Source organism: Liquorilactobacillus vini DSM 20605 (assembly GCF_000255495.1).
Taxonomy (GTDB): Bacteria; Bacillota; Bacilli; order Lactobacillales; family Lactobacillaceae; genus Liquorilactobacillus; species Liquorilactobacillus vini.
On record NZ_AHYZ01000183.1, the window covers coordinates 65,456 to 85,648 of the forward strand.

Consider the following 20,193-nt stretch of genomic DNA (forward strand, 5'->3'; position numbering starts at 1 on the left):
ATTAATTGATCCTGACCATATAATTAAGTTAAACGTTTTTATTAAGCAATTTTTGTAAGACTGCTACGTATATTCCTGGTCCGCTGCTATATAAGCGCCAGCCACCCTTGACAGTCGCTGCGCCGGTCTTCAATTTATCAAAATTAGCAGCCGCTGCATAACGATCAGCAAAATCACCGTCTGAACTAGAAAAATAAGTATTAGCTTGCCGGAGCGCCGCATTCTTAACTCGCTGCTGCAGATTTATTGGGTTGACCTTCATCAACGCTTCCCAGGCTTGATCATCAAGCTGAACTGCTGCTAAAGCCTCAGCATATCTGATATGAGCATGCGTATACATCAAACCGATTTCACGTCCGAAGCAAGCAGATTGCTCGGCACGTTTAAAAATATGACTAACTCCACCAGTATAAGCAGCTGGCCGATTCATTAATCTAACCCCATCTGGAAACGCCAAATTGTCCTTGATTAATTGCAAAGCACGGTTAATCTGCTTAGGAGAAAAAATATTGCTCAGGATCCCTTGCTGCAGCGGCAACAAGCGATAAGCAATCCCTGTTGTCCGATCACTAGGATGAATGATCGGCTTCACCTGATGCTGTTGGTTCATTTGAATAAATCCTGGCAAAACATCATCCTGCATGAAATATTTTTTAAAATCTCTTTCCATCCCATTAACCATTGACTGAACATTTTGCTTCAACCTTGGATGATCATGCAGACTCTGAACTAAGGTGTTTAGTGCACCAATTGTTAATTCCATCGTCCAGGTGCTGGCCATAGTCTTTTTTTGCTCAGAATTTGCCGGTTGCAACGTATCATCCCAATCCCCATCACCATAGGAAGAAACCTGCGTATCAAATAAAAAATTAGTTTGCAAATAATTCAGCTGATCTTGTAAATGACTGGCTAAACTTGCTGTGCGAGTTGTTGGCCGCTTTGCCTGCAAGCTGAAAAATGGCAGCTCATGATCTAAAATTGCTTCATCATGCGTTTTTTCAAGATAATCCGCGACCACTTTCAGCGGCCAAATAACAATATCACCGTGGCTTTCATCAGCAAACTGATCAGCGTATTCATCAAACATAAACCATTGTGGCCAGCTGCCATTTTCAATAAATTGATGTTGATATATCATCAAAATGATCTTTTTTACTTGGTCAAAATGGCCTAAGCTGAGCAATAGTTCAGTTGGCCCTTGCGAAACATCGCGTGTTCCCCAAGCCGCACCGCCATATTGTTCTAAGCCATGCGGCGAAAGCAAATGAACCAAAGCATCGTGAACAAACCATGGAATAATCAAATCTGTCTGTTGCAAATATTCAGCAACCGGAGCTTGAGCTGCTTGCAATTTTAAATTCCCCAGAAAATCAATTAACTTATTTTCATTCGCTGCTCGCTGCTTAACAATTTCAAAATCAGCCTTTGCAGCGAGGGTGGTAAGCGTAAATTTAATTTTTTGAGCTGAATGATATTCAAAGACCAAATATTTTTCAGTTTCACTCCCCCAATCAGTGATTTCGACTTGCTGCTGGTCAGTAAAATTGTAATAATACTTAAGCTTTGGACAACGCTTAGCCATCAAAGAATCTTGAGCTGGCAAAACAGTTAATGATCCGTTTTGATTTAATAACTGCAGTCCTTTTCCCAATGTTTGCAAATCAAGCTGTGTGACAACTCGTAAATCATATTCACGTTGTTGCGCTGATTCCACCTCAAAAAGCAAACCATCACCGCTGGCAGCTGCCTCAACAGAAACTTTTAGCAGATCATCTGCTAATTTATAATACCAGTCAGCGCCTTCATAACTCATGCAAAACAGTGATGGCATGGTCAAGATCCTCCAAGTCCCAGCAATTTTTAGCCAAATTCGCATTCCGCTGGCTTTAAATACATTCAAAGCATTTCGCGTATTGGTTGATAAAATATTCAGATTAGTATTGCCAAAAACTGTTTGTGAGGCAAAAATTCCACACATATATTGCGTAGTAGCTAAGACAGGCTGACCCGCTTCAACCTTGGCATATGACATAATAACATTGCCCGTCATTCTTTCTTGCCGAATTTCTTTTTCCGGTAAAACAATGTGGTGCCGTTGCTGATCAAAAAATGATAATAACTGGCCACTGCTAATTTCTGCTTGTTTGCGCTGCTCAGGCGGAAAAAGTTGCTGCAATTCGGCATCAGTTAACTGCCGGCCGCTTAAAACTGAATTTTTAAGCTGAAGCGGTGATTGGGTAGTCCAGTTTTGCTCAGACTTGGTCTTAATCAGCTTTTCATATTCGCACCGCAATTGTTCAACCGTAAACAATTTTTGTTGATTATCACTTGGCTGATCCGGTAAAAAAGCTGCATAGAATGTTTTTCTGGCAGTTTGCAAGCTAACCTGGAAACGAGGAGTTCGCAAAGCCGTCAGGGCAAATTCATATTGATACTTCTGATTAGCTAAATCAGCCTGTTTCATTGCTAACGGAATGTTAGTTTGTTTATATGCCGTTCCATAAAACTGAAAGCCATCGGTTGAATAGCTTTTTAAAGCACCGAAAGCTCCTTGCTGCAAGTAAGGGTACTTCCCTGACTGACTTTGATTTTGACGTGAACAAACAGTAATCGTTTCCGCCTCTTTGATGACTAAATGGTCTATATACTGCGAAGCATAGGCCTCATTACTTTCGACAAAACTTGACTCACCCAGGCCTAAATCTTGAACATACGTCAAATCTGCTTGGTACGCTGATTCGGAACTTAAATCAACCGTCCAAAACCAAACATGCGAAGCAAGTAAAAGTTCGACCTGATAATTGAGACCATTGACGCTGCCTGTCCAACTTGCTTGGTTGTTACCAATTTTCAGTTTGCTAGCAGCCTCAGGGCCCAACAGTGGAATAAAGAACTTTACTTGTCCAGCTGAAAAAACTCGTAAATAAATGTTCATCAAACTGCCATCCAGCTGATTGCCATTAACTTGATTAATCATTGTCTTGCCAGCCTTAATTGAAGCCAGTGCTCCATTTTTAAGGACAGTGACTGTCAATTGACCGTTTTTAAGCTGCCTGTTTTCTTCCATTTAATCAATTCTCCCTTAAATAATTTTGAAACTTTGTATTAAACCACTTTGTGAATCAAAACCAACTTTTAAACGATAATTTCCCGGATCAAGCCGGCTTTTTAAATCGCGATGAATATATGCTAAACGGCTAAGTGGCAAAGAAATTTCGACTTCTCTGATCTCTTTTGCCTGTAATTTGACTTTCTGAAAGGCCTTAAGTTCCCACAATGGACGAACTGTTTCTCCAACAACTTGTTGACTGTAGACTTGAATAACTTGCTTAGCAGCAATATCTGAGTGATTCTCGATCTTTACTACTACTTTAATTGTATCCGACGCTTGATAAGTTTTCTTATCCAACTTGCTCTCGTGTAATGTCGTTTTAGCAAAACCTAGTCCATAACCAAAACAAAAAGCAGGCTGATTTACTTGATCAATATATTTTGAAAGATACTTATTTTCTAAATCACTCTGATCACCAGTCAATGGGCGACCAGTCCGGTAATGATTGTAATAGAGCGGTATTTGCCCAAGATCTTGCGGGAAAGTCATTGGCAGCCGACCGCCAGGTTCTTCTTCTCCTAAAAGAATCTGAGTCAAAGCTGCCGCCCCACGACTACCTGGAAACCACAGCAGCAACAAACCACTACTGCTTTTAACAAGCGGATCCAACACCAATGGTCTCCCAGTAATCAAAACTGTAATGACCGGCTTGTTTAACTGCTGCAGTTGTCTCAATAAAGCCAGCTGTTCTTCTGGAAGCTGTGGATGTGTCATACTGGTTGCTTCACCGCTTTGCTGAGCTGATAAGCCAAGACAAGCAACAATTACATCCTGTTGTTTTAACAGTTGCAGATCAGCCGTTTGCAACTGTTGATTTTGAACAGATGAAACCCTGGTAAATTTTGCTTGCAAAGCTGATTTAATCGTTGGCGTTTCAGCAGTTTTTCCTTGCCAAGACCAACTGCCCAGTAAATCTGGATTATTTGCATAATTTCCGACTAGACCGATTTTACAATCTTTAGCTAATGGCAAAAGATCATTTTTATTTTTCAGTAAAACTGCTGACTCAACCGCTGCTTGTTGAGCAAGCTGTAAATTTTTCGTTGTCAAGTTTTGTTTTTCAGCCCGTTGAGCTAATCCGCGAAACGGATCAGTAAATAAGCCGAGCGATTCTTTAAAGTTTAAAATCCGTTCAGCAGCTTGATCAATCAGTTTTACTAATTTTGAACTTGGATTCTTCTGAGCAGTTAACTTTAAATAAGCCATTGACATCATATCAATGTCGACGCCAGCTTTTAAGGCTTGCTGGGCTGCATCTTGAAGATCAGCAGCTGTTCCATGAGCAACCATTTCGCCAATTGCATCCCAATCTGAAATCAAAAGGCCCTGAAACCCAAGTTCACGACGCAAAATATCTCGCATCAAATGATAATTTCCAGTAGCTGGCTGGCCTTGAAAGGTATTGAAAGCCGTCATAACTAGAGGAGCTCCGGCATCAATTGCTGCTTGATAGCCGCTTAAGTACTGATCACGCAAACGCCATTCAGAAACATCAACCGTATTGTATTCACGACCAGCCTCAACGGCCCCATATCCAGCAAAATGTTTAACACAGGCAGCTACATGTTCAGCATCAGGAATTTTTTGCTGGCCTTGGATCCCCTCAACGCTTGCTTTAGCTAGTTGACTGTTTAAAAATGGATCTTCACCGTTAGCTTCCATAACGCGCCCCCAGCGAGGATCGCGAACCAGATCAACCATCGGTGCAAAGGTCACGTGAATTCCTCCAGCCGCTGCTTCCCGAGAAAAGAATTCGCTAACCTGTCTGACTAACTGTGGATCAAAACTCGCAGCTAAAGCCAATGGAATCGGAAAAATCGTCCGATAGCCGTGGACTACATCTGCCATAAACAGCAATGGGATTTTCAAACGACTCTTTCGCAAATAATTTGTCTGAATTTTTTTAACCTGCTCAAAACCAGAAACGCCTAAAACTGAACCAACCCGATAAAGATCTGCTGAGGATAAATTTTCTTGCTGCAATGGACCAGTAATTGCTGCATTATCACCAACAAAGAAATCTCCACTTAGTTGCGTCAGTTGGCCAACTTTTTCGGCAAAAGTCATTTTACTGATTAGTTCTTTGACAAATTCCGACATACTTTTTCTCCTTAAATTTAATAATCAATTTGTAGAAACGTTTCAATTAGATTATAAAGTATCTGTTTGAACTAGTCAACACTAAATTGTTAGCGGATTCATCTTTTAAAAATCCCGTCATTTAATCTGTTGAAACGTTTATAGCAAAAAACACGCAAAAAGCCTTAAACTTATGACTAATAATTCGTTTAAGGCTTAATAAAGAATTTTGAAATGGTTTATAAAATCATCAATTAACGATCTGCATAGCCATTGGGATGAGTTGCATGCCATTTCCAAGCAGTTGCAATAATTTTATGAATATCATCAAATTGCGGGTTCCATCCCAAAATTTTACGAGCTTTATCGGAAGCAGCAATCAAAGTATCTGGATCACCAGGTCGTCTTGGCGCCATTTCGGCTGGAATTGGTTTGCCAGTTACTTCTCGAGCTGCTTTTAGAATCTCCATATTTGAAAAGCCAGTTGATGAACCAAGATTAAAAGCATCACTTTCATGACCTGCTTTCAAATAGTTAACTGCCAAAATATGAGCATCAGCTAAATCAAATGGATGAACATAATCACGAACATTGGTACCATCTGGAGTGTTGTAATCATTACCAAAAATCTTCAATTGATCTCGCTTGCCTGCAGCCACCTGTAAAACGATCGGCAACAAATGCGTTTCCGGATTATGATCTTCGCCAATACTGCCATCAGGTTTAGCTCCCGCCACATTGAAATAACGTAAAGCAACAAACTTTATCCCATAAGCCAAATCCGACCAATGCATAATTTTTTCCATCATTAACTTGCTTTCACCGTATGGATTGATGGGTTTTTGGGGATCAGTTTCTTTGATGGGCACGTTCTCAGGAATGCCATATGTCGCTGCTGTTGATGAAAAGACGATTTTCTTAACCCCAACCTCATTCATAACCTCTAGCAATTTGATCATTCCAGCTGTATTGTTGTCAAAATACTTGAGTGGCTTCTCCATAGATTCAGCAACTAGCGAAAAAGCTGCGAAATGAATCACTGCTTCAATTGCTGGATTTTCAGCAAACACACGACGCATAAATGGCTGGTCAGCAATATCTCCTTGATAAAACTTGGCTTTTGGGCTAACAGCCGCTCGGTGCCCAGTAACTAAATTATCAACAACAACCACATCGACTCCTTGACTGACCAAGCGATCAACCGTATGTGAACCGATATAGCCAGCACCGCCTAATACTAAAACTGCCATTAAACTTCCTCCTCTAATCAATCATTAAAAATAATTTTCTTGAATTAAAATATCATCTTCATTTTACCAGTTTATCCGTTTAAAGGATAGTTGACGTAAATTTATGACTTCAGCTGCCGACAGCGAAAAATAATTTGATATTCTTTTTTTGCTCCATCCGCTAAAGCTATCTCATCATTCCATTGTGGGTGATTGATTGCATCCGGCAATGATTGAGCTTCCAAAGCCAAAGCATCAAAAACTTGATCTTGATTCAAATCAGCCGTAAAAACGACTAACCCCGGGCGACTTGAATAGAGTTCCAGCTGCATCCCGCTTTTTTGATTTGTTAAAGTTGCAATTGGCTGTTGGCTATTTTTAACGACAAAGGCATCATCGATCTCAGACTTGCCAAACTGCTGATTGATTTCGGCTAATGCTGGTACTAGTAATTGACCGTGGTTAAAATCATACCCTGTCTGCTGATTAGCTAGAAAATTGCCGGTTGGTAGTTTTGCTTGATCAAGCTCAAGTCGCTGTTGACTATTAATCGTTAGAAACTGATCTTGTAAATCATGTTGAACAGGATTCAAGTTGAAATAAGCATGATTGGTTGGATTGAAAAGTGTTGCTCCAGCTGTTGTTCCACTAAATGTAATTTTAACTTGATTTTGCTCATCGAAAGAAAAAGCAACTTGAACTGACAAATCACCTGGAAAGCCATCCATTTTTGAGGTAAAGAGTTTTGTAAAAATTACCTCAGCAGATTTTTCAGTCTGACTAGCCGACGCTTGCCAATTCCATTTTGCAAAGCCGCCAGGTCCGCCATGCAAAGTATTTTGACCTTCATTTTGCGGCAACTGATAAACCTGACCAGCCAGCTGGAACGAGCCATGACTAATCCGGCCAGCAACCCGACCAATGGTTTGACATAAATAAGTTGGAGTCGCAAAATAATCTTCCACACGGTCAAAATGGGCAAGCAAATTTTGACCATTAATCACCAAGCTCTGCCAAGTAGCCCCATAACTCAAAACATCAATATAATTTTTTTGCTGATTGATCAGCCGATACTGAAATACTGGCTGTTTTTGAAAAGTCGCCACTTGTCGTTTTTTAATTTGCATTTTTTGCCTCCGTTTGAATTCCGATAGTTGTTATAAATCGATCGAATGCCGCTTGGCCTGACTGATCATTTTTGAAGACGCCCGCATCTTCTAAAACTCGCGTAAAAACTTGACCAACTGCATCTTGCAAAATTGCCGTAACATTAGCTTGATTAATGGCTCCAGCCTGTTGTTTGATCTGTTTAGCCCATGGCAAATGCTGGTCTGCAATTTGATTCGGCAAATCCAGTAAGAAGCGTTTAACTTCAGTTAGCTCAGGCACTAAGCGCGGTGGCAAGATTGCCAGTCCCATCACCTCAATCAAACCGATATTTTTCTTTTTAATATGCTGAACATCAGCGTGGGGATGAAAAATTCCGGCTGGATATTGTTGATCCTGACGATTATCTCGCAAAACTAAATCAAGTTGATCAGCAGCACCTCGTTTACGCGCAATAGGAGTGATCGTGTGATGCAACTTTCCATCGGTTTCAGCCAAAACACTGACAGTAGGATCAGAATACTGTTGCCAACCGTCTAAGATTTTAGCTGCCAGCTCAATTAACTGTTCCTGATCTCGGCTGGTTAGCCGAATTACTGACATTGGCCAGTGCAAAATTCCTGCCTGAACTGCCGGAAAATCTTTAAAAACCACTTTTCTCCGCAATTTGGCCTGATCCATTGCAAAGACATGCCGACCACCTTGAAAATGTTCATGATTCAAAATCGAGCCGCCAACAATTGGCAGATCGGCATTGCTGCCAACAAAATAAGTCGGAAACAAATCAAGAATCCTCAATAGCCGGGCAAAAGTCAGGCGCTCGATTTTCATTGGCTGATGTTGCTGATCAACGAAAATACAATGTTCATTAAAATAAGCATACGGTGAGTACTGCAGTCCCCAAGTTTCTTCAAACAACTTAAAACGAATCAGCCGATGATTGCTACGTGCCGGATAATTAAGGCGACCTTGATAGCCTTCATTGCTAAAGCACAGTTGACATAACGGGTAACCACTGGCCTTTACTGTTTTTAACCGCGCTATATCACGTGGATCTTTTTCAGGTTTAGACAAGTTAATCGTAATTTCCAACGGCCCGTACGGCGAATTAAACTTAAAATACTTATTCTTCTTGATTTCACTAACTTTAATATAGTCACTTGCCTGGCTCAAATGATAAAAGTAATTTAAAGCTGCAGTTGAACCTTGCTGCTGATACTTCTGCCAAAATTTTTGATTCAAGCGGCTCGGGGCTGGTACTAAAAAGTCCATTAATTGAGCTTTTAAAAGTGACTGCTGTTGTTTGGTTAAGCGGTCATCATAGTTTTCCACCATTTTAGCGACTAAAGTTAATAAATCAGTTTGCCTAAAATCACCAGGCAAATCTTTCTCACCTAACAAATTCAATAATCGATTATATAAATAGGTGCGATCCATTTCCGTATAATCACTTGCCGCAATTATTCGGTTAACAAATTCTCCCAATAAGCTTGCTTGCATTTTGATCCCCTTCTTAAGCTAAACGTTTAGTTCCAGCAGCAATTTGGGCAACATAAAAACTGGGCGCATAACCGATCTTTTGTTGATAAACTTTGGCAACTTCTTTTTTGAAGACTGGTACTTGCTTGGCGGCAACTAAGGCAATTGCACAGCCGCCAAAACCTGCGCCGGTTATTCGCGCCCCCAAAACTCCTGGCTGCTGCCAAGCTGTTTGCACTAAAGTATCTAGTTCTTTGCCGGTAACTTGATAATCATCGGCTAACGAAACATGAGAAGCATTCATTAATTTGCCAAATTCTGCTAAATCGCCATGATCAAGTGCTGCCTTAGCTTTTAAGGTCCGCTGATTTTCAAAAACTGCATGGCGAGCTCGTTTACGACAAGTTGGCTCTTGGATCAAATAGCAGTTTTCATCAAACGCGGAAATACTTAATTCACCCAAGCTTTTGATTGCCAACTTGGTCTGCAAGTCTTTTAACGCGGTCTCACATTCCTGCCGCCGTTCATTGTATTTAGAATCAGCCAGTTCTCGTTTTTTATTGGTATTCATGATCACAATAACGTTATCTTCTAAGTTCAAATTAGCATACGCATATTCTAAAGTATTGGTATCTAACAAGATAGCTTGATTAGCCTTACCCATGCCAACCGCAAACTGATCCATAATTCCTGATTTGGCACCGATGTATTCGTTTTCAGTTTTTTGACCAAATTTAATCAAATCCAGCCGGCTAACTTTGAATCCAAATAGTTCATTAATCATTACCCCAGTCAACAATTCTATTGAGGCAGATGATGAAAGTCCAGCACCATTTGGTAAATTACCATTGAAGTAAAGATCTGCTCCACTTGGCAGCGAATAACCTGCGGCCAAAAATTGTCGAATCATGCCTTTAGGGTAATTAGCCCAGTCGTCGGCTTGATCATATGTCAGCTCGTTTAAATCAACTTCAATCATCCCCAGTTGGCTGAAATTGGCTGAATAAAGGCACAGCTTTTGATCATCTCGGCGCCTGATTGCTCCATAAGTCCCCAAACTCAAAGCACACGGAAACACGTGACCACCATTATAATCCGTATGCTCGCCAATTAAGTTAATCCGGCCTGGTGAAAAACAAGCCAAATCTGGTCGATCGGCAAATTGTTTTTTAAATTCATCTTCTAATTTAGCTTTTTCCAAAATATGTCATCTCCATAATTCCAAACTTAAAAAAGCTTTAAGTCTGCAAAAAGTTTTACAAATTTAAAGCCTAAAATATAATCACTCGGTTTTTATTATAGTATTTCCTAGCTCACGATACCATAATGCACTCTTTTTAATCTCTCGAGCTTGTGTCTCAAAGTTAACATAAAATAGACCATATCTCTTATTATAACCATTTGCCCACGAAAATTGATCTTGTAGCGACCAGATAAAATATCCTTGAACGTTTACGCCTTCCGAACGTGCTTTAAGCAAAGCCGCAACATGTTGATCAAGAAAATCGATTCTTTCATCATCATTAATTAATTTACCAATTCCTTTATATTTATCTTTATTTCCTAGACCATTTTCTGTAATGTAAATCGTTTTACTGATAGGATATTCTGTGGCAACCCGTTTCAACATTTCATATAAACCTTGTGGATAAATATTCCAATCCCAATCAGTCGTTGGTACACTAGGATTTTTAACGTGTTTGCCAATGCCTTTAAAACTAAAGGAAGATGTTCCCTTTTCACCGGTTCCATTGAAAGTATTACTACTATCACCTTTAAAATATTCAATAAATGATGGTTGATAATAGTTCAGACCAAAATAATCATTTTGATTAGCTGCTTCCTTTAAAATATCCATATCATCTGGTTCAATTTCTAATTTAGCATCATTTGCCGATAAGATTTCATTAATAAGTGACATAGTTTTTTCTGAATATTGACCTTTGAAAGTCCCATCTAACAAAAACCGATTCATAAAAGCATCTTCAAGTTCGGCTGCGTGACGATTTTTTTCATTATCTGGATAGGGATACACTGGTTGCAAGACATGAATTAATCCAATTCTTCCTTGATAATTTTTCTTTTTAAACTGATTTACAACTCTCGCATGGGCTAATAACTCATTATGTTGCGCTTGGATAGCCTTGCTTACATTAAAATGCTCATTAGGTGGAAAATTCCCTTGAATATACTGAGAAAATGCTAATGAAATAAGTTCGTTGATCGTAAACCAATTTTTAACTTCCGAAAATTCTTTGAAACAGAAATCTGCATAATCGACAAAATAATCAATATTTTGTCGATTCAGCCAATCACCATCGTTAAATAAATTCTCAGGAGTATCAAAATGATGCAATGAAACATAAGGAGTTATTCCATTATCAAGACAACACTTAAAAAGCTTATGATAATACTCTATTCCTTTTTTATTTGGAACTGAGATTGCTTGATATTTTTTAGCAATTAACCGTTTGTACATTTGATAAACATGGTCAGTCAAGGTCACATAAATGTAGTTTAAAAGTGGATATTTGTAATCATTTTTTGCTGAATCAATAACATCAAAAGTTGTTAAAACAATATCCAAGGGAACATCTTTTAATAATGACATAAATTTCTCTAATTTTTGATCAGTGAGATAAATGATTTTTTCGACATTTCTTGAACTTATTGTTTCACCTTTTTGTCGTTTATAGCCAATGCCTTTCCCTTGAGCAATTGCTTCTCTCCCCTTTCCCAAACTGACAAGCAAACTGTTATTGTCATATATTCGTTTGATCACAAGCAACATTTATGTTCACCTCCCTTGATTTTGACTGAACCATATAATCATTTTTCTTCAATTGCATCAGGAGCATTAAGATTTTTCATAATAAAATCTAAGGCCTTCTTTGGATCTCTCGTTAATTCAATATACTGTTGACCCTTCGTTGCTACTAATTTAATTCCTAAACGATCGGTATCGTTTTTTAAATCTTTATAGTAGGTTCTAACTTGCGGTGCCAAGACAACTAAATCATAATTTGGTAAAATGTCATGATGTGAACCATATGCTCCAGCACTTGCCACAATAGATTTATGATATTTCTTAGCCCCCTCAATCAAAACATTAGCCAGCTGTTCGCTTGTTCCTCCACCAGCACAAAGTACTAAGACTTTTACTTCTTTTTCTAACGTTTGATTTTCACTAACTGTATCTTCCGCTTTTTTTATTGCGGCTTCATGCTCTTTTGGAGTTTTAACATCGCTAATAGCTACATTTTTATTAATTGCTGCTCTTGCTTCTGCAAGATCTTTTTGTTTCTCTTTTGCAACTAAAATATCATCATAAGCACGGCAAAAAGGTAAATAGATCAAAGTGTCAAGTACAAGCAGCAAAACCATTAATACTAGCGAAATTGGTTGAAAGTTAGTATCTAAAAAAGCACCAATCGGTCCTGGCAATGCCCAGGAAAGAATATACATGAAACCATTCATATGGAGAAAATCAATAAATAATTTGCCAATAACGACATTAATCATTGGTGTTAAAACAAATGGAATCAAGAAGTATGGATTTAAAATAATTGGGGCTCCAAAGAGCAAAGGCTCATTAACAGCAAACATTACTGGCACAACTGATGCTTTTCCGATTGCCTTTAGTTGCTTCGATTTCATCAAAAAGATAAATATGATTGGAACTACAAAGGTTGAACCTGTTCCTCCAAGTTCACCAACAAAGTTTAAAAAGTTCTCAGTTAATGCATGATAAGGGAAATTGCCATTCTTGAATAAATCTAAATTTGCTGTTGTATTACCATACAGAGCAGCTTCTAGAGCTGGCTTGACGACTGATGGGCCATGGATACCTAAAAACCAAAACATTGGAATTAAGAATTCTACGAATGCGATCCCAGGATAACTTTCGGCACCGTGGAATAATGGCTGAAAAACTTTTGCAATGATCGCACTAAAAGGAACATTTAACGTAGTTCTTGAAAGAACATCAATTGCCGCCATTGCTAAAACTGAAAATCCAAATGGAAAAATATCTCTAAAGTTTTGAGAAATCGCTCCTGGAACCTCTTTGGGCATTTTAATAGTGATATCTCGTTCAACACAGAATTTGTAAATATGAACCGTTACAAAAGCGGATACAAAAGCAGATAAAATACCTTGAGTACCAAAATACTGGCTTAAATAGTTGCCACTTTTAGTTGTGCCAATTGCTAAAAGCATAAAACCACACATGGATGCCATCATAGTTGAGGTGTTATTAATAAATTTACCACCTTTGATTCTTTGGTTCATCGATCCGGTCAATGCTTTTGCAACTGTACCGGAAACGTAGAACCCAACAAAACCCATCGTATAATTGTAAATTTTATTAAACCAATTAATTAAATCTACTGGTAATTTCAAGCTTAATAGTGTCGGAATGTTTGCTAAAAGAATAAAAATACTTGAAAATAGAATAATCGGCATCGCTGCCAAAAAGCCATCTTTAATAGCCATTAAATAAATATTTGTTGATATTTTTTCGAATAACGCTTGATGTCTTTCAAGCCTTTTAATAATAAAATCTATCATTTAACTAACTCCCTTCAGAAAAGAAAAAGACCACGATCAAAGGACATGCATTATCCTCTAATCGTGGTCACGCCTAATTGAATAGTAACGATCCGCACGTGCAATTTATTTTTAAACTTTGTAAACGCTTAATTTTAAAAAAACAATTTTCCCTTGCAATTAAACCGCTTGCAAACTAGAATAATAAGCGAAATTAAAAGTAGGATAGCTTTTTAATTATCTAACAATTTGTCAACCAATACTCAATCCTTACAATTTATATTTAAACGGATGTGACCAGTTATGAAAGCTCTGCTCGATGATTTACTTTACGGTGGCGATTACAATCCTGAACAATGGCCCACCAAAACATGGGATCAAGACTTAACTTTTTTCCAAACAGCCCACATTAATTCAATTACAATCAATGTTTTTTCATGGGCTTTATTGCAACCAAATGAGAAATATTATGACTTTTCAACCTTGGATCAAATTATTAAAAAATATGCAGCTGCTGATTTTAAAATTGTTTTAGCAACTTCTACTGCTGCGATGCCAGCCTGGATGTTTAAAAAATACCCCGATGTAGCTCGCGTGGATTATCAAGGTCGACGCCACGTTTTTGGCCAACGTCATAACTTTTGCCCGAATAGTCCCAACTATCAACGCTTGTCACAGAAGCTAGTCGAACAATTAGCCCAACGTTATGCTAAAAATCCAGCAGTTGTTGTCTGGCACGTCAATAATGAATATGGAGGATATTGCTATTGCCAAAATTGTCAACGAGCCTTCCGTCAGTGGCTTAAGACTAAGTATCAAACTACTGGTCGGTTAAATCAGGCCTGGAATCTTAATTTTTGGGGACATACAATTTATAATTGGGATGAAATTGTTGTTCCTAACGAATTGGGCGATGCTTTTGGTCCTGAAAATACCGTCACGGCTGTTGGTGGTCTCTCGCTTGACTATCAGCGTTTTCAATCAGAAAGTTTATTGAAATTGTTTATCAATGAAAAAAAGATTATTGAAAAAATTAACTCTCAAGTATTGATCACCACCAATTTTCACGGCACGCCTAATCCGGACTTAGACTATCATCAGTGGGCTAAACATCAGGATGTGATTGCCTACGATAGCTACCCGGCTTATGACACGCCGGCCTATCAAACTGCATTTTTGTATGATTTAATGCGTGGCTTAAAAAACAATCAATCATTTATGCTAATGGAATCGACTCCTTCACAGGTCAACTGGCAAGCATACAGTCCTTTAAAGCGCCCCGGACAATTAGCAGCGCAAGAACTGCAAGCTGTCGCTCACGGTGCCGATACTGTACAATATTTTCAATTGCGGCAATCGTTGGGTGCCCAAGAAAAGTTTCATGGAGCAGTCATTAGTCATGCTAATACTGATCAAACACGTGTTTTTAAAGAAGTGAGCCATTTAGGTCAAGATCTCAAAAAAATAACTCCCAATATATTACATGCGCAAAGCAAAAATCAAATTGCTATCATCTTTGACTGGCAGAGTTGGTGGGCTTGTCAGCATATTGCCGGCATTACCCAAGACTTAGATTATCAAAAAGCCGTATTAACTTACTATCAAGCATTTTATCAACAACATCTTCCAGTCGATGTAATCGGCGTCAATACTGATTTTAGTCAATACAAGTTGATCATGGCACCTGTTTTACATTTAGTAAGTGGCAAATTAGCTCAGAAAATCACTGATTATGTGACTGACGGCGGACATTTCCTTACTACTTATTTTTCTGGTTTAGTTAATGAAACTGACCAAGTTTACTCTGGTGGTTATCCTGGACCTTTGCAAAAAGTCTTGGGAATTTGGGTTGAAGAAACTGATGCCTTATTACCCAAGCACAACTGTCCAATCAAATTTACTGCTGGTCCCAAAATCAACGGCTCTTTAGTTTGCGATTTGATTCATTTAAGGCAAGCTAGTTCTTTAGCAAATTATGCTGCTGAATTCTACCAAGGAACACCGGCAATCACTGAAAATCATTATGGTCAAGGAACCAGTTGGTATGTGGGCAGTCAATTAGATGCTGCGGGAATCACTTACTTAATCGAATATCTTAAACAAAAGGTTCCCACCCTTGTCCCTTTAGCAGTTGCTGCTAAAGAGCTTGATATTACCGTTCGCTATCAAGCAAAGCAAAAATATTTCTTTATTCTCAATTTAAGCGAGTCTGTTCAAAAGCTACCACAGAAATTTTTGGATGGTAACTTTAAAGATTTGCTCAGCGGAAAAGTTATGACAGATGCTGCTTTGCCGGCTTGGAAAACGTTAATTCTCCAACAATTTAACTAGTAAATGCTATTTTCAAAATACAGTAACAGTAAAAGATGAAGCGATCTCCAATCTAAATTAGCACAGTAACTAATTTGGGAGATTACTTCATCTTTTATTAATCTCATAAACATTAATATGTCTGGTTTCCTTAATAATTATCTTGTTCGTCGCTTGTTGTTTCTTAATCATTGTGGTTAACTAAGATTTAAGAGTAAATTTAAGGAGAGCTTTCATGTCACAACTGGTATACAAACAAATTATTACTGATTTAAAACACAGAATTTTTGCTGGCGAGTTTTCCAGTATGCGCCTGCCGGATGAACGAACTTTAAGTGAAGCTTATCAAGTCAGCCGTAGTTCAATCAAGCGGGCACTTAGCCGGATGGCAAATGATGGAATAATTTTTAAAAAACGCGGCTCAGGAACTTTTATAAATCCACTTTATTTAAAAAACGAATCAGTTTTCAATTATGAAGAAAGTTCAAACTTAGGAGTAACTGATAATTTCAAGATGAATGGCAAGCGTCCTAAAATTAAAGTCTTAACCTTTGAAGTTATTAAAGCGACTCCTGAATTACAGCGTGATCTTTTCTTAGGAAATGACGATTTTGTTTATAAAATTATTCGATTACGTTCTTTCTCCAGCCAACCGTTTATGATTGAAACCGGCTATATTCCAATTAAAATTGTTCCTGAGTTATCCCGACAAATTCTTGAGGGCTCATTGTTTAATTATTTGCAAAAAGAGCGCAATCTAGCTGTTACTAAATCATTTTTATCAGTCTTTGCCGATCCTTCAACAAAAAATGATCAACAGCTTTTGAAACTAAAACCAACTGAGCCCGTGGGCGTGATGGAAGGAATTTTCTTTTTAGATAATGGTACACCCTTTGAATTTTCAAGCATGCGCATGCATTATAAGTATTTAAAATTCAATTCCTTTATGACTGTCAATTAATTGTCGGTAATTCTCTTTTCAGCCAAATAATAACTTTTTTCAGCGACCAAGGATAAAAATTTGGCTGACCGATTTTTTCTAAATAGATCAATGTTAAGCGCCCATCATGGATCTTTTTGTCATGAGTTAGCGCGGCATAAAAAGCTGGTGTTGCTAGTGCTTCATCAGTCAGTGGTAAACCGACCGCCTGTAAACGTTGAGCTACTTGTTCAGTCGTTGGCGAGACAGTCAGCTTTGCTTTTTCGAATAAACGACAGATCTGATATAATCCAATTGCAACCGCTTCACCATGAAATAATCGACCTGCAGCTGCTCGTTCAACCGCGTGTCCCAAAGTGTGTCCCAAATTCAATAATTGTCGTTGATGCGTTTCAGTTTCATCTTCCGTGACAACTTTAGCTTTAAAGGCCACGCTCGCTGCAATCAGCTCAGATGAAAATTTGTAGATATCGGCAACTGAATGAATCTTGCTCGTCAACTGCCAAAAGTTACTGCCGACCAGCGCTGCACATTTAATTACTTCTCCATAGCCTTCAATTACTAAGCGTTCCGGTAAGGTCTGTAAAACGGTTGGGTCGATCAAAACCAAATCTGGTTGATAAAATGTGCCAACTAAGTTCTTTCCTGCGGTCAAATCAATTGCCGTTTTGCCACCAACTGAACTGTCAACTTGGGCTAACAGCGAAGTTGGAACTTGAACAATTGAAATTCCTCGCAAATAAATTGAAGCCGCTAATCCGGCTAAATCACCAATCACTCCACCACCTACAGCTAAGATCCCGTCTGATCGGGTAAAGTGCCAAGCAGCTAATTGATCAATGAGCTTAATCAATTGTTGCCAGGACTTGCTTCGTTCACCGGCTGGGATCACTAAAAGCTGAGCGGTAAAACCAGCTGATCCGAGCTGCTGGCGAACTTGTTCAGCATAAATTGGAGCTACATTTTCATCAGTAATGATCGCAATTTGCCGTTTTGACCAAATCTTTGAAAGATAAATCCCTAACTGACTCAACCCATTAGGAATGATTTTAACTGCGTAAGCATGATGCGCTGTTTTGACTTTGATTGTCTGCTCCATTACAATTCACCTACTTCCAACTGGCCACTAATTGCTGGACTTGTTGACAATGCTGGGCCATTACTTGATAAGCTGCTGGTTTAAGCGCTTGTGGACCATCAGAAAAAGCATGGGCTGGATCATCATGGATCTCAACAATCACTCCACTCGCTCCAGCCGCAATTCCTGCAACTGCCAGCGGAGTCACTAAATCCCAATATCCTGCGGCATGACTAGGATCAACAATTACTGGGTAATGCGTTAGCTGCTGTAAAACCGGAACCGCGCCAATATCAAAGGTATTGCGGGTATATTTATTATCAAAAGTTCGGATACCGCGTTCGATCAGCATAATTTGTTGATTGCCACCGGCTGCAATATATTCAGCTGCATTCAGTAAATCATCAATCGTTGCCGACATTCCACGTTTCAAAGCAACGGGAATTTTAGTTTGACCAACAGCTTTTAATAAAGAAAAGTTTTGCATGTTTCGGGCGCCAATTTGAAAAATATCAGTATACTTAGCTACCAGTGGCACATGTTCATCATCCATAACTTCAGTGATCACATCCATCTCATTTTCATCCGCTGCCGCTCGCAGATATTTCAAGCCTGCTTCCCCTAATCCTTGGAAAGAGTATGGCGAAGTTCGGGGTTTAAAGGCCCCACCTCGTAGAACTGTTGCCCCACCTTGTTTGGCAACTTGTGCCATTTTAAAAATATGTTCCTGGCTTTCAACTGAACATGGACCAGCCATGATCGTCATATTAGCAGCACCGATCAGCGAATGAGCAGTTTTGATCACAGTATTTTCAGGGTGAAATAAACGGCTAGCTTGCACAGCTGCTGGTGTTTTGTCGATCAATTCAGTGGCTGCTTGTTTAATTTCAGCTGGCAAATCAGCAAGCGAGGCTCCAACGACAGCTACCCGATTTCGATGAACAAAAATCTGCTTTTGACCGGCAAAGAGTTTTTCGATTTTAGCAACATTTTCAGCAATTTTTTCTTTTAAAACAATAATCATGATGATCTCCTCCTAATTTCATTAAGTAAAGCCGTTTTGACTTGGTGTAACGGCATTGATTGACCAGTCCAAAATTCAAACGCCAAAGCTCCTTGCCACAACAGCATTCCGACCCCATTAGCATATGAGCACCCTTTTTGAGCTGCTAAGTGCAAAAGCGGTGTTTTTAAGGGCTGGTAAATAATATCATAGACAAATTGTTCAGCCTTTAGCTGCTCCAAAATTGCCGATGTTAGCGGCAAAGCTTGACCGTCCATCCCGACGTTAGTTGCATTGATTAAAATTTGGCTTTGCTGTAAACAGCTTTTTAAGGCCGCTTGATCAGCATAGTCAATCAGTTGATATTCAGTCGTCGTTGACTGGGAAATTTTTTGCAACCATTGTTTGATTGCCAAAAAGGTTTGATTCGGGCGTTTGCAAACAAAAACTTTTTTTACTTGATAATCGGCTGCCGCGGCAATGATTGCTCGTCCTGCCCCACCAGCGCCCAAAACCATTAAATTTTTACCAGCTAATTTTTGATTTTTTTCCTGCAAATCAGCAAATAGACCAGCTCCATCGGTACTTTCGCCAATCAAATGGCCCGCTTGATTTTTGACAGTGTTAACAGCCATAATCCGCTGAGCTTGGGGGGTCAGTTCATCAAGATAAGGAATAATCTGTTTTTTATATGGCATTGATAAATTGAAACCAGCAAAAAAATTTTTTAAATTAGCTGCTGACAAATCAAATGCAGTTGGTTTCAAATCAAAAGCTAAATAACAAGCATTTAGCTGCCTAGCTTGAAAGCTTAGATTATGCATTAACGGTGATAAGCTATGCCGGGCGGGATGAGCTAAAAAACCATAAAGTTGAGTTTGACCGTTAAAATTCATTTTTTTCCTTTCTATTACTAAATTTTTTATTTTAAGGTTTGCAATCATCAATTATCAGATTGTTGTATCAACATTTAACTAAAAAGTATCAAATCAAAAAAAGGCTTCTGCAGCCAACATTGCAAAAGTCTTTTTTAAATTTAATTTGAATTTTTAATTCAAAAAGCATTTAATAAAAGGCCACACAATGCTGTTTGCATCTGTGTGACCAATTCAGTAAAAACTACACGAAAAATTACTGGTCACATCTGATGCGGGAACGTAATGCCCGCATCAGATGTGACCCGGACATTACTTGATAAACCAGTAATAATAAAATCGATTAATTTTTTGGGTAACTTTTCGTAAGTTCATCATGAAATTCTCCTTATAAATAACAAATAAATGAGACTAATTTAATAATAGTAATTCT

13 protein-coding genes are annotated in these 20,193 nt (G+C 38.7%); 2 read left to right on the forward strand and 11 right to left on the reverse strand.

Going from position 1 to position 20,193, the window contains the following annotated elements; translation table 11 throughout:
• Window positions 1-28: 28 nt before the first annotated feature.
• The 8 genes from ON15_RS10095 to ON15_RS10130 form a co-directional block, all read right to left on the reverse strand.
• The gene (locus ON15_RS10095; protein ID WP_010581376.1) at window positions 29-3,067 is read right to left on the reverse strand and encodes a GH36-type glycosyl hydrolase domain-containing protein; all 3,039 of its coding nucleotides are present in this window, start codon (window positions 3,065-3,067) and stop codon (window positions 29-31) included.
• 15 nt (window positions 3,068-3,082) lie between these two features.
• Entirely contained in the window at window positions 3,083-5,212 is a 2,130-nt protein-coding gene (locus ON15_RS10100; protein ID WP_010581377.1) for a glycoside hydrolase family 3 N-terminal domain-containing protein, read from the reverse strand.
• Window positions 5,213-5,445: 233 nt separating this feature from the next.
• Window positions 5,446-6,441: a UDP-glucose 4-epimerase GalE gene (gene galE / locus ON15_RS10105; protein ID WP_010581378.1), complete on the reverse strand. Its 996-nt coding sequence runs from the start codon at window positions 6,439-6,441 to the stop codon at window positions 5,446-5,448.
• A gap of 101 nt (window positions 6,442-6,542) precedes the next feature.
• Window positions 6,543-7,547, reverse strand: a complete 1,005-nt coding sequence (locus ON15_RS10110) for an aldose epimerase family protein (RefSeq protein WP_010581379.1) — start codon at window positions 7,545-7,547, stop codon at window positions 6,543-6,545.
• Complete coding sequence (gene galT, locus ON15_RS10115; protein WP_010581380.1) at window positions 7,537-9,027, reverse strand: UDP-glucose--hexose-1-phosphate uridylyltransferase; 1,491 nt, start codon at window positions 9,025-9,027, stop codon at window positions 7,537-7,539. Before galT ends, ON15_RS10110 begins: the two co-directional genes overlap by 11 nt.
• 13 nt (window positions 9,028-9,040) lie before the next feature.
• Window positions 9,041-10,207: a galactokinase gene (locus ON15_RS10120; RefSeq protein ID WP_010581381.1), complete on the reverse strand. Its 1,167-nt coding sequence runs from the start codon at window positions 10,205-10,207 to the stop codon at window positions 9,041-9,043.
• A gap of 81 nt (window positions 10,208-10,288) precedes the next feature.
• On the reverse strand, window positions 10,289-11,797 hold the full coding sequence (locus tag ON15_RS10125) for a family 1 glycosylhydrolase (RefSeq protein ID WP_010581382.1): 1,509 nt from the start codon (window positions 11,795-11,797) through the stop codon (window positions 10,289-10,291).
• A 38-nt stretch (window positions 11,798-11,835) separates the two neighbouring features.
• Window positions 11,836-13,575, reverse strand: a complete 1,740-nt coding sequence (locus tag ON15_RS10130; protein ID WP_010581383.1) for a PTS lactose transporter subunit IIBC — start codon at window positions 13,573-13,575, stop codon at window positions 11,836-11,838.
• A gap of 282 nt (window positions 13,576-13,857) precedes the next feature.
• On the opposite strand from ON15_RS10130, the gene ON15_RS10135 reads away from it, so the two are divergent.
• Entirely contained in the window at window positions 13,858-15,885 is a 2,028-nt protein-coding gene (locus ON15_RS10135) for a beta-galactosidase (RefSeq protein WP_010581384.1), read from the forward strand.
• Between the two features lie 214 nt (window positions 15,886-16,099).
• On the forward strand, window positions 16,100-16,825 hold the full coding sequence (locus ON15_RS10140; RefSeq protein ID WP_010581385.1) for a GntR family transcriptional regulator: 726 nt from the start codon (window positions 16,100-16,102) through the stop codon (window positions 16,823-16,825).
• Here the strand turns inward: ON15_RS10140 and aroB are convergent.
• From aroB to aroE, 3 genes are read right to left on the reverse strand one after another with little or no spacing between them, the layout of a single operon-like run.
• Window positions 16,818-17,903 (reverse strand): 3-dehydroquinate synthase, encoded by a 1,086-nt coding sequence (aroB, locus tag ON15_RS10145; RefSeq protein WP_010581386.1) that lies wholly within the window; start codon window positions 17,901-17,903, stop codon window positions 16,818-16,820. The two genes, ON15_RS10140 and aroB, sit on opposite strands and share 8 nt — an antisense overlap.
• A gap of 10 nt (window positions 17,904-17,913) precedes the next feature.
• Complete coding sequence (gene aroF, locus ON15_RS10150; RefSeq protein WP_010581387.1) at window positions 17,914-18,906, reverse strand: 3-deoxy-7-phosphoheptulonate synthase; 993 nt, start codon at window positions 18,904-18,906, stop codon at window positions 17,914-17,916.
• Window positions 18,903-19,781 (reverse strand): shikimate dehydrogenase, encoded by an 879-nt coding sequence (aroE, locus tag ON15_RS10155; RefSeq protein ID WP_010581388.1) that lies wholly within the window; start codon window positions 19,779-19,781, stop codon window positions 18,903-18,905. The genes aroF and aroE overlap by 4 nt, the downstream gene beginning before the upstream one ends.
• Window positions 19,782-20,193: the final 412 nt, after the last annotated feature.

What these genes read in the sequence shown, in the direction of transcription:
- ON15_RS10095 (WP_010581376.1), bottom strand. Translation starts at nt 3,067, where the DNA reads ATGGAAGAAAACAGGCAGCTTAAAAACGGTCAATTGACAGTCACTGTC.
- ON15_RS10100 (WP_010581377.1), bottom strand. Translation starts at nt 5,212, where the DNA reads ATGTCGGAATTTGTCAAAGAACTAATCAGTAAAATGACTTTTGCCGAA.
- galE (WP_010581378.1), bottom strand. Translation starts at nt 6,441, where the DNA reads ATGGCAGTTTTAGTATTAGGCGGTGCTGGCTATATCGGTTCACATACG.
- ON15_RS10110 (WP_010581379.1), bottom strand. Translation starts at nt 7,547, where the DNA reads ATGCAAATTAAAAAACGACAAGTGGCGACTTTTCAAAAACAGCCAGTA.
- galT (WP_010581380.1), bottom strand. Translation starts at nt 9,027, where the DNA reads ATGCAAGCAAGCTTATTGGGAGAATTTGTTAACCGAATAATTGCGGCA.
- ON15_RS10125 (WP_010581382.1), bottom strand. Translation starts at nt 11,797, where the DNA reads ATGTTGCTTGTGATCAAACGAATATATGACAATAACAGTTTGCTTGTC.
- ON15_RS10130 (WP_010581383.1), bottom strand. Translation starts at nt 13,575, where the DNA reads ATGATAGATTTTATTATTAAAAGGCTTGAAAGACATCAAGCGTTATTC.
- ON15_RS10135 (WP_010581384.1), top strand. Translation starts at nt 13,858, where the DNA reads ATGAAAGCTCTGCTCGATGATTTACTTTACGGTGGCGATTACAATCCT.
- ON15_RS10140 (WP_010581385.1), top strand. Translation starts at nt 16,100, where the DNA reads ATGTCACAACTGGTATACAAACAAATTATTACTGATTTAAAACACAGA.
- aroB (WP_010581386.1), bottom strand. Translation starts at nt 17,903, where the DNA reads ATGGAGCAGACAATCAAAGTCAAAACAGCGCATCATGCTTACGCAGTT.
- aroF (WP_010581387.1), bottom strand. Translation starts at nt 18,906, where the DNA reads ATGATTATTGTTTTAAAAGAAAAAATTGCTGAAAATGTTGCTAAAATC.
- aroE (WP_010581388.1), bottom strand. Translation starts at nt 19,781, where the DNA reads ATGAATTTTAACGGTCAAACTCAACTTTATGGTTTTTTAGCTCATCCC.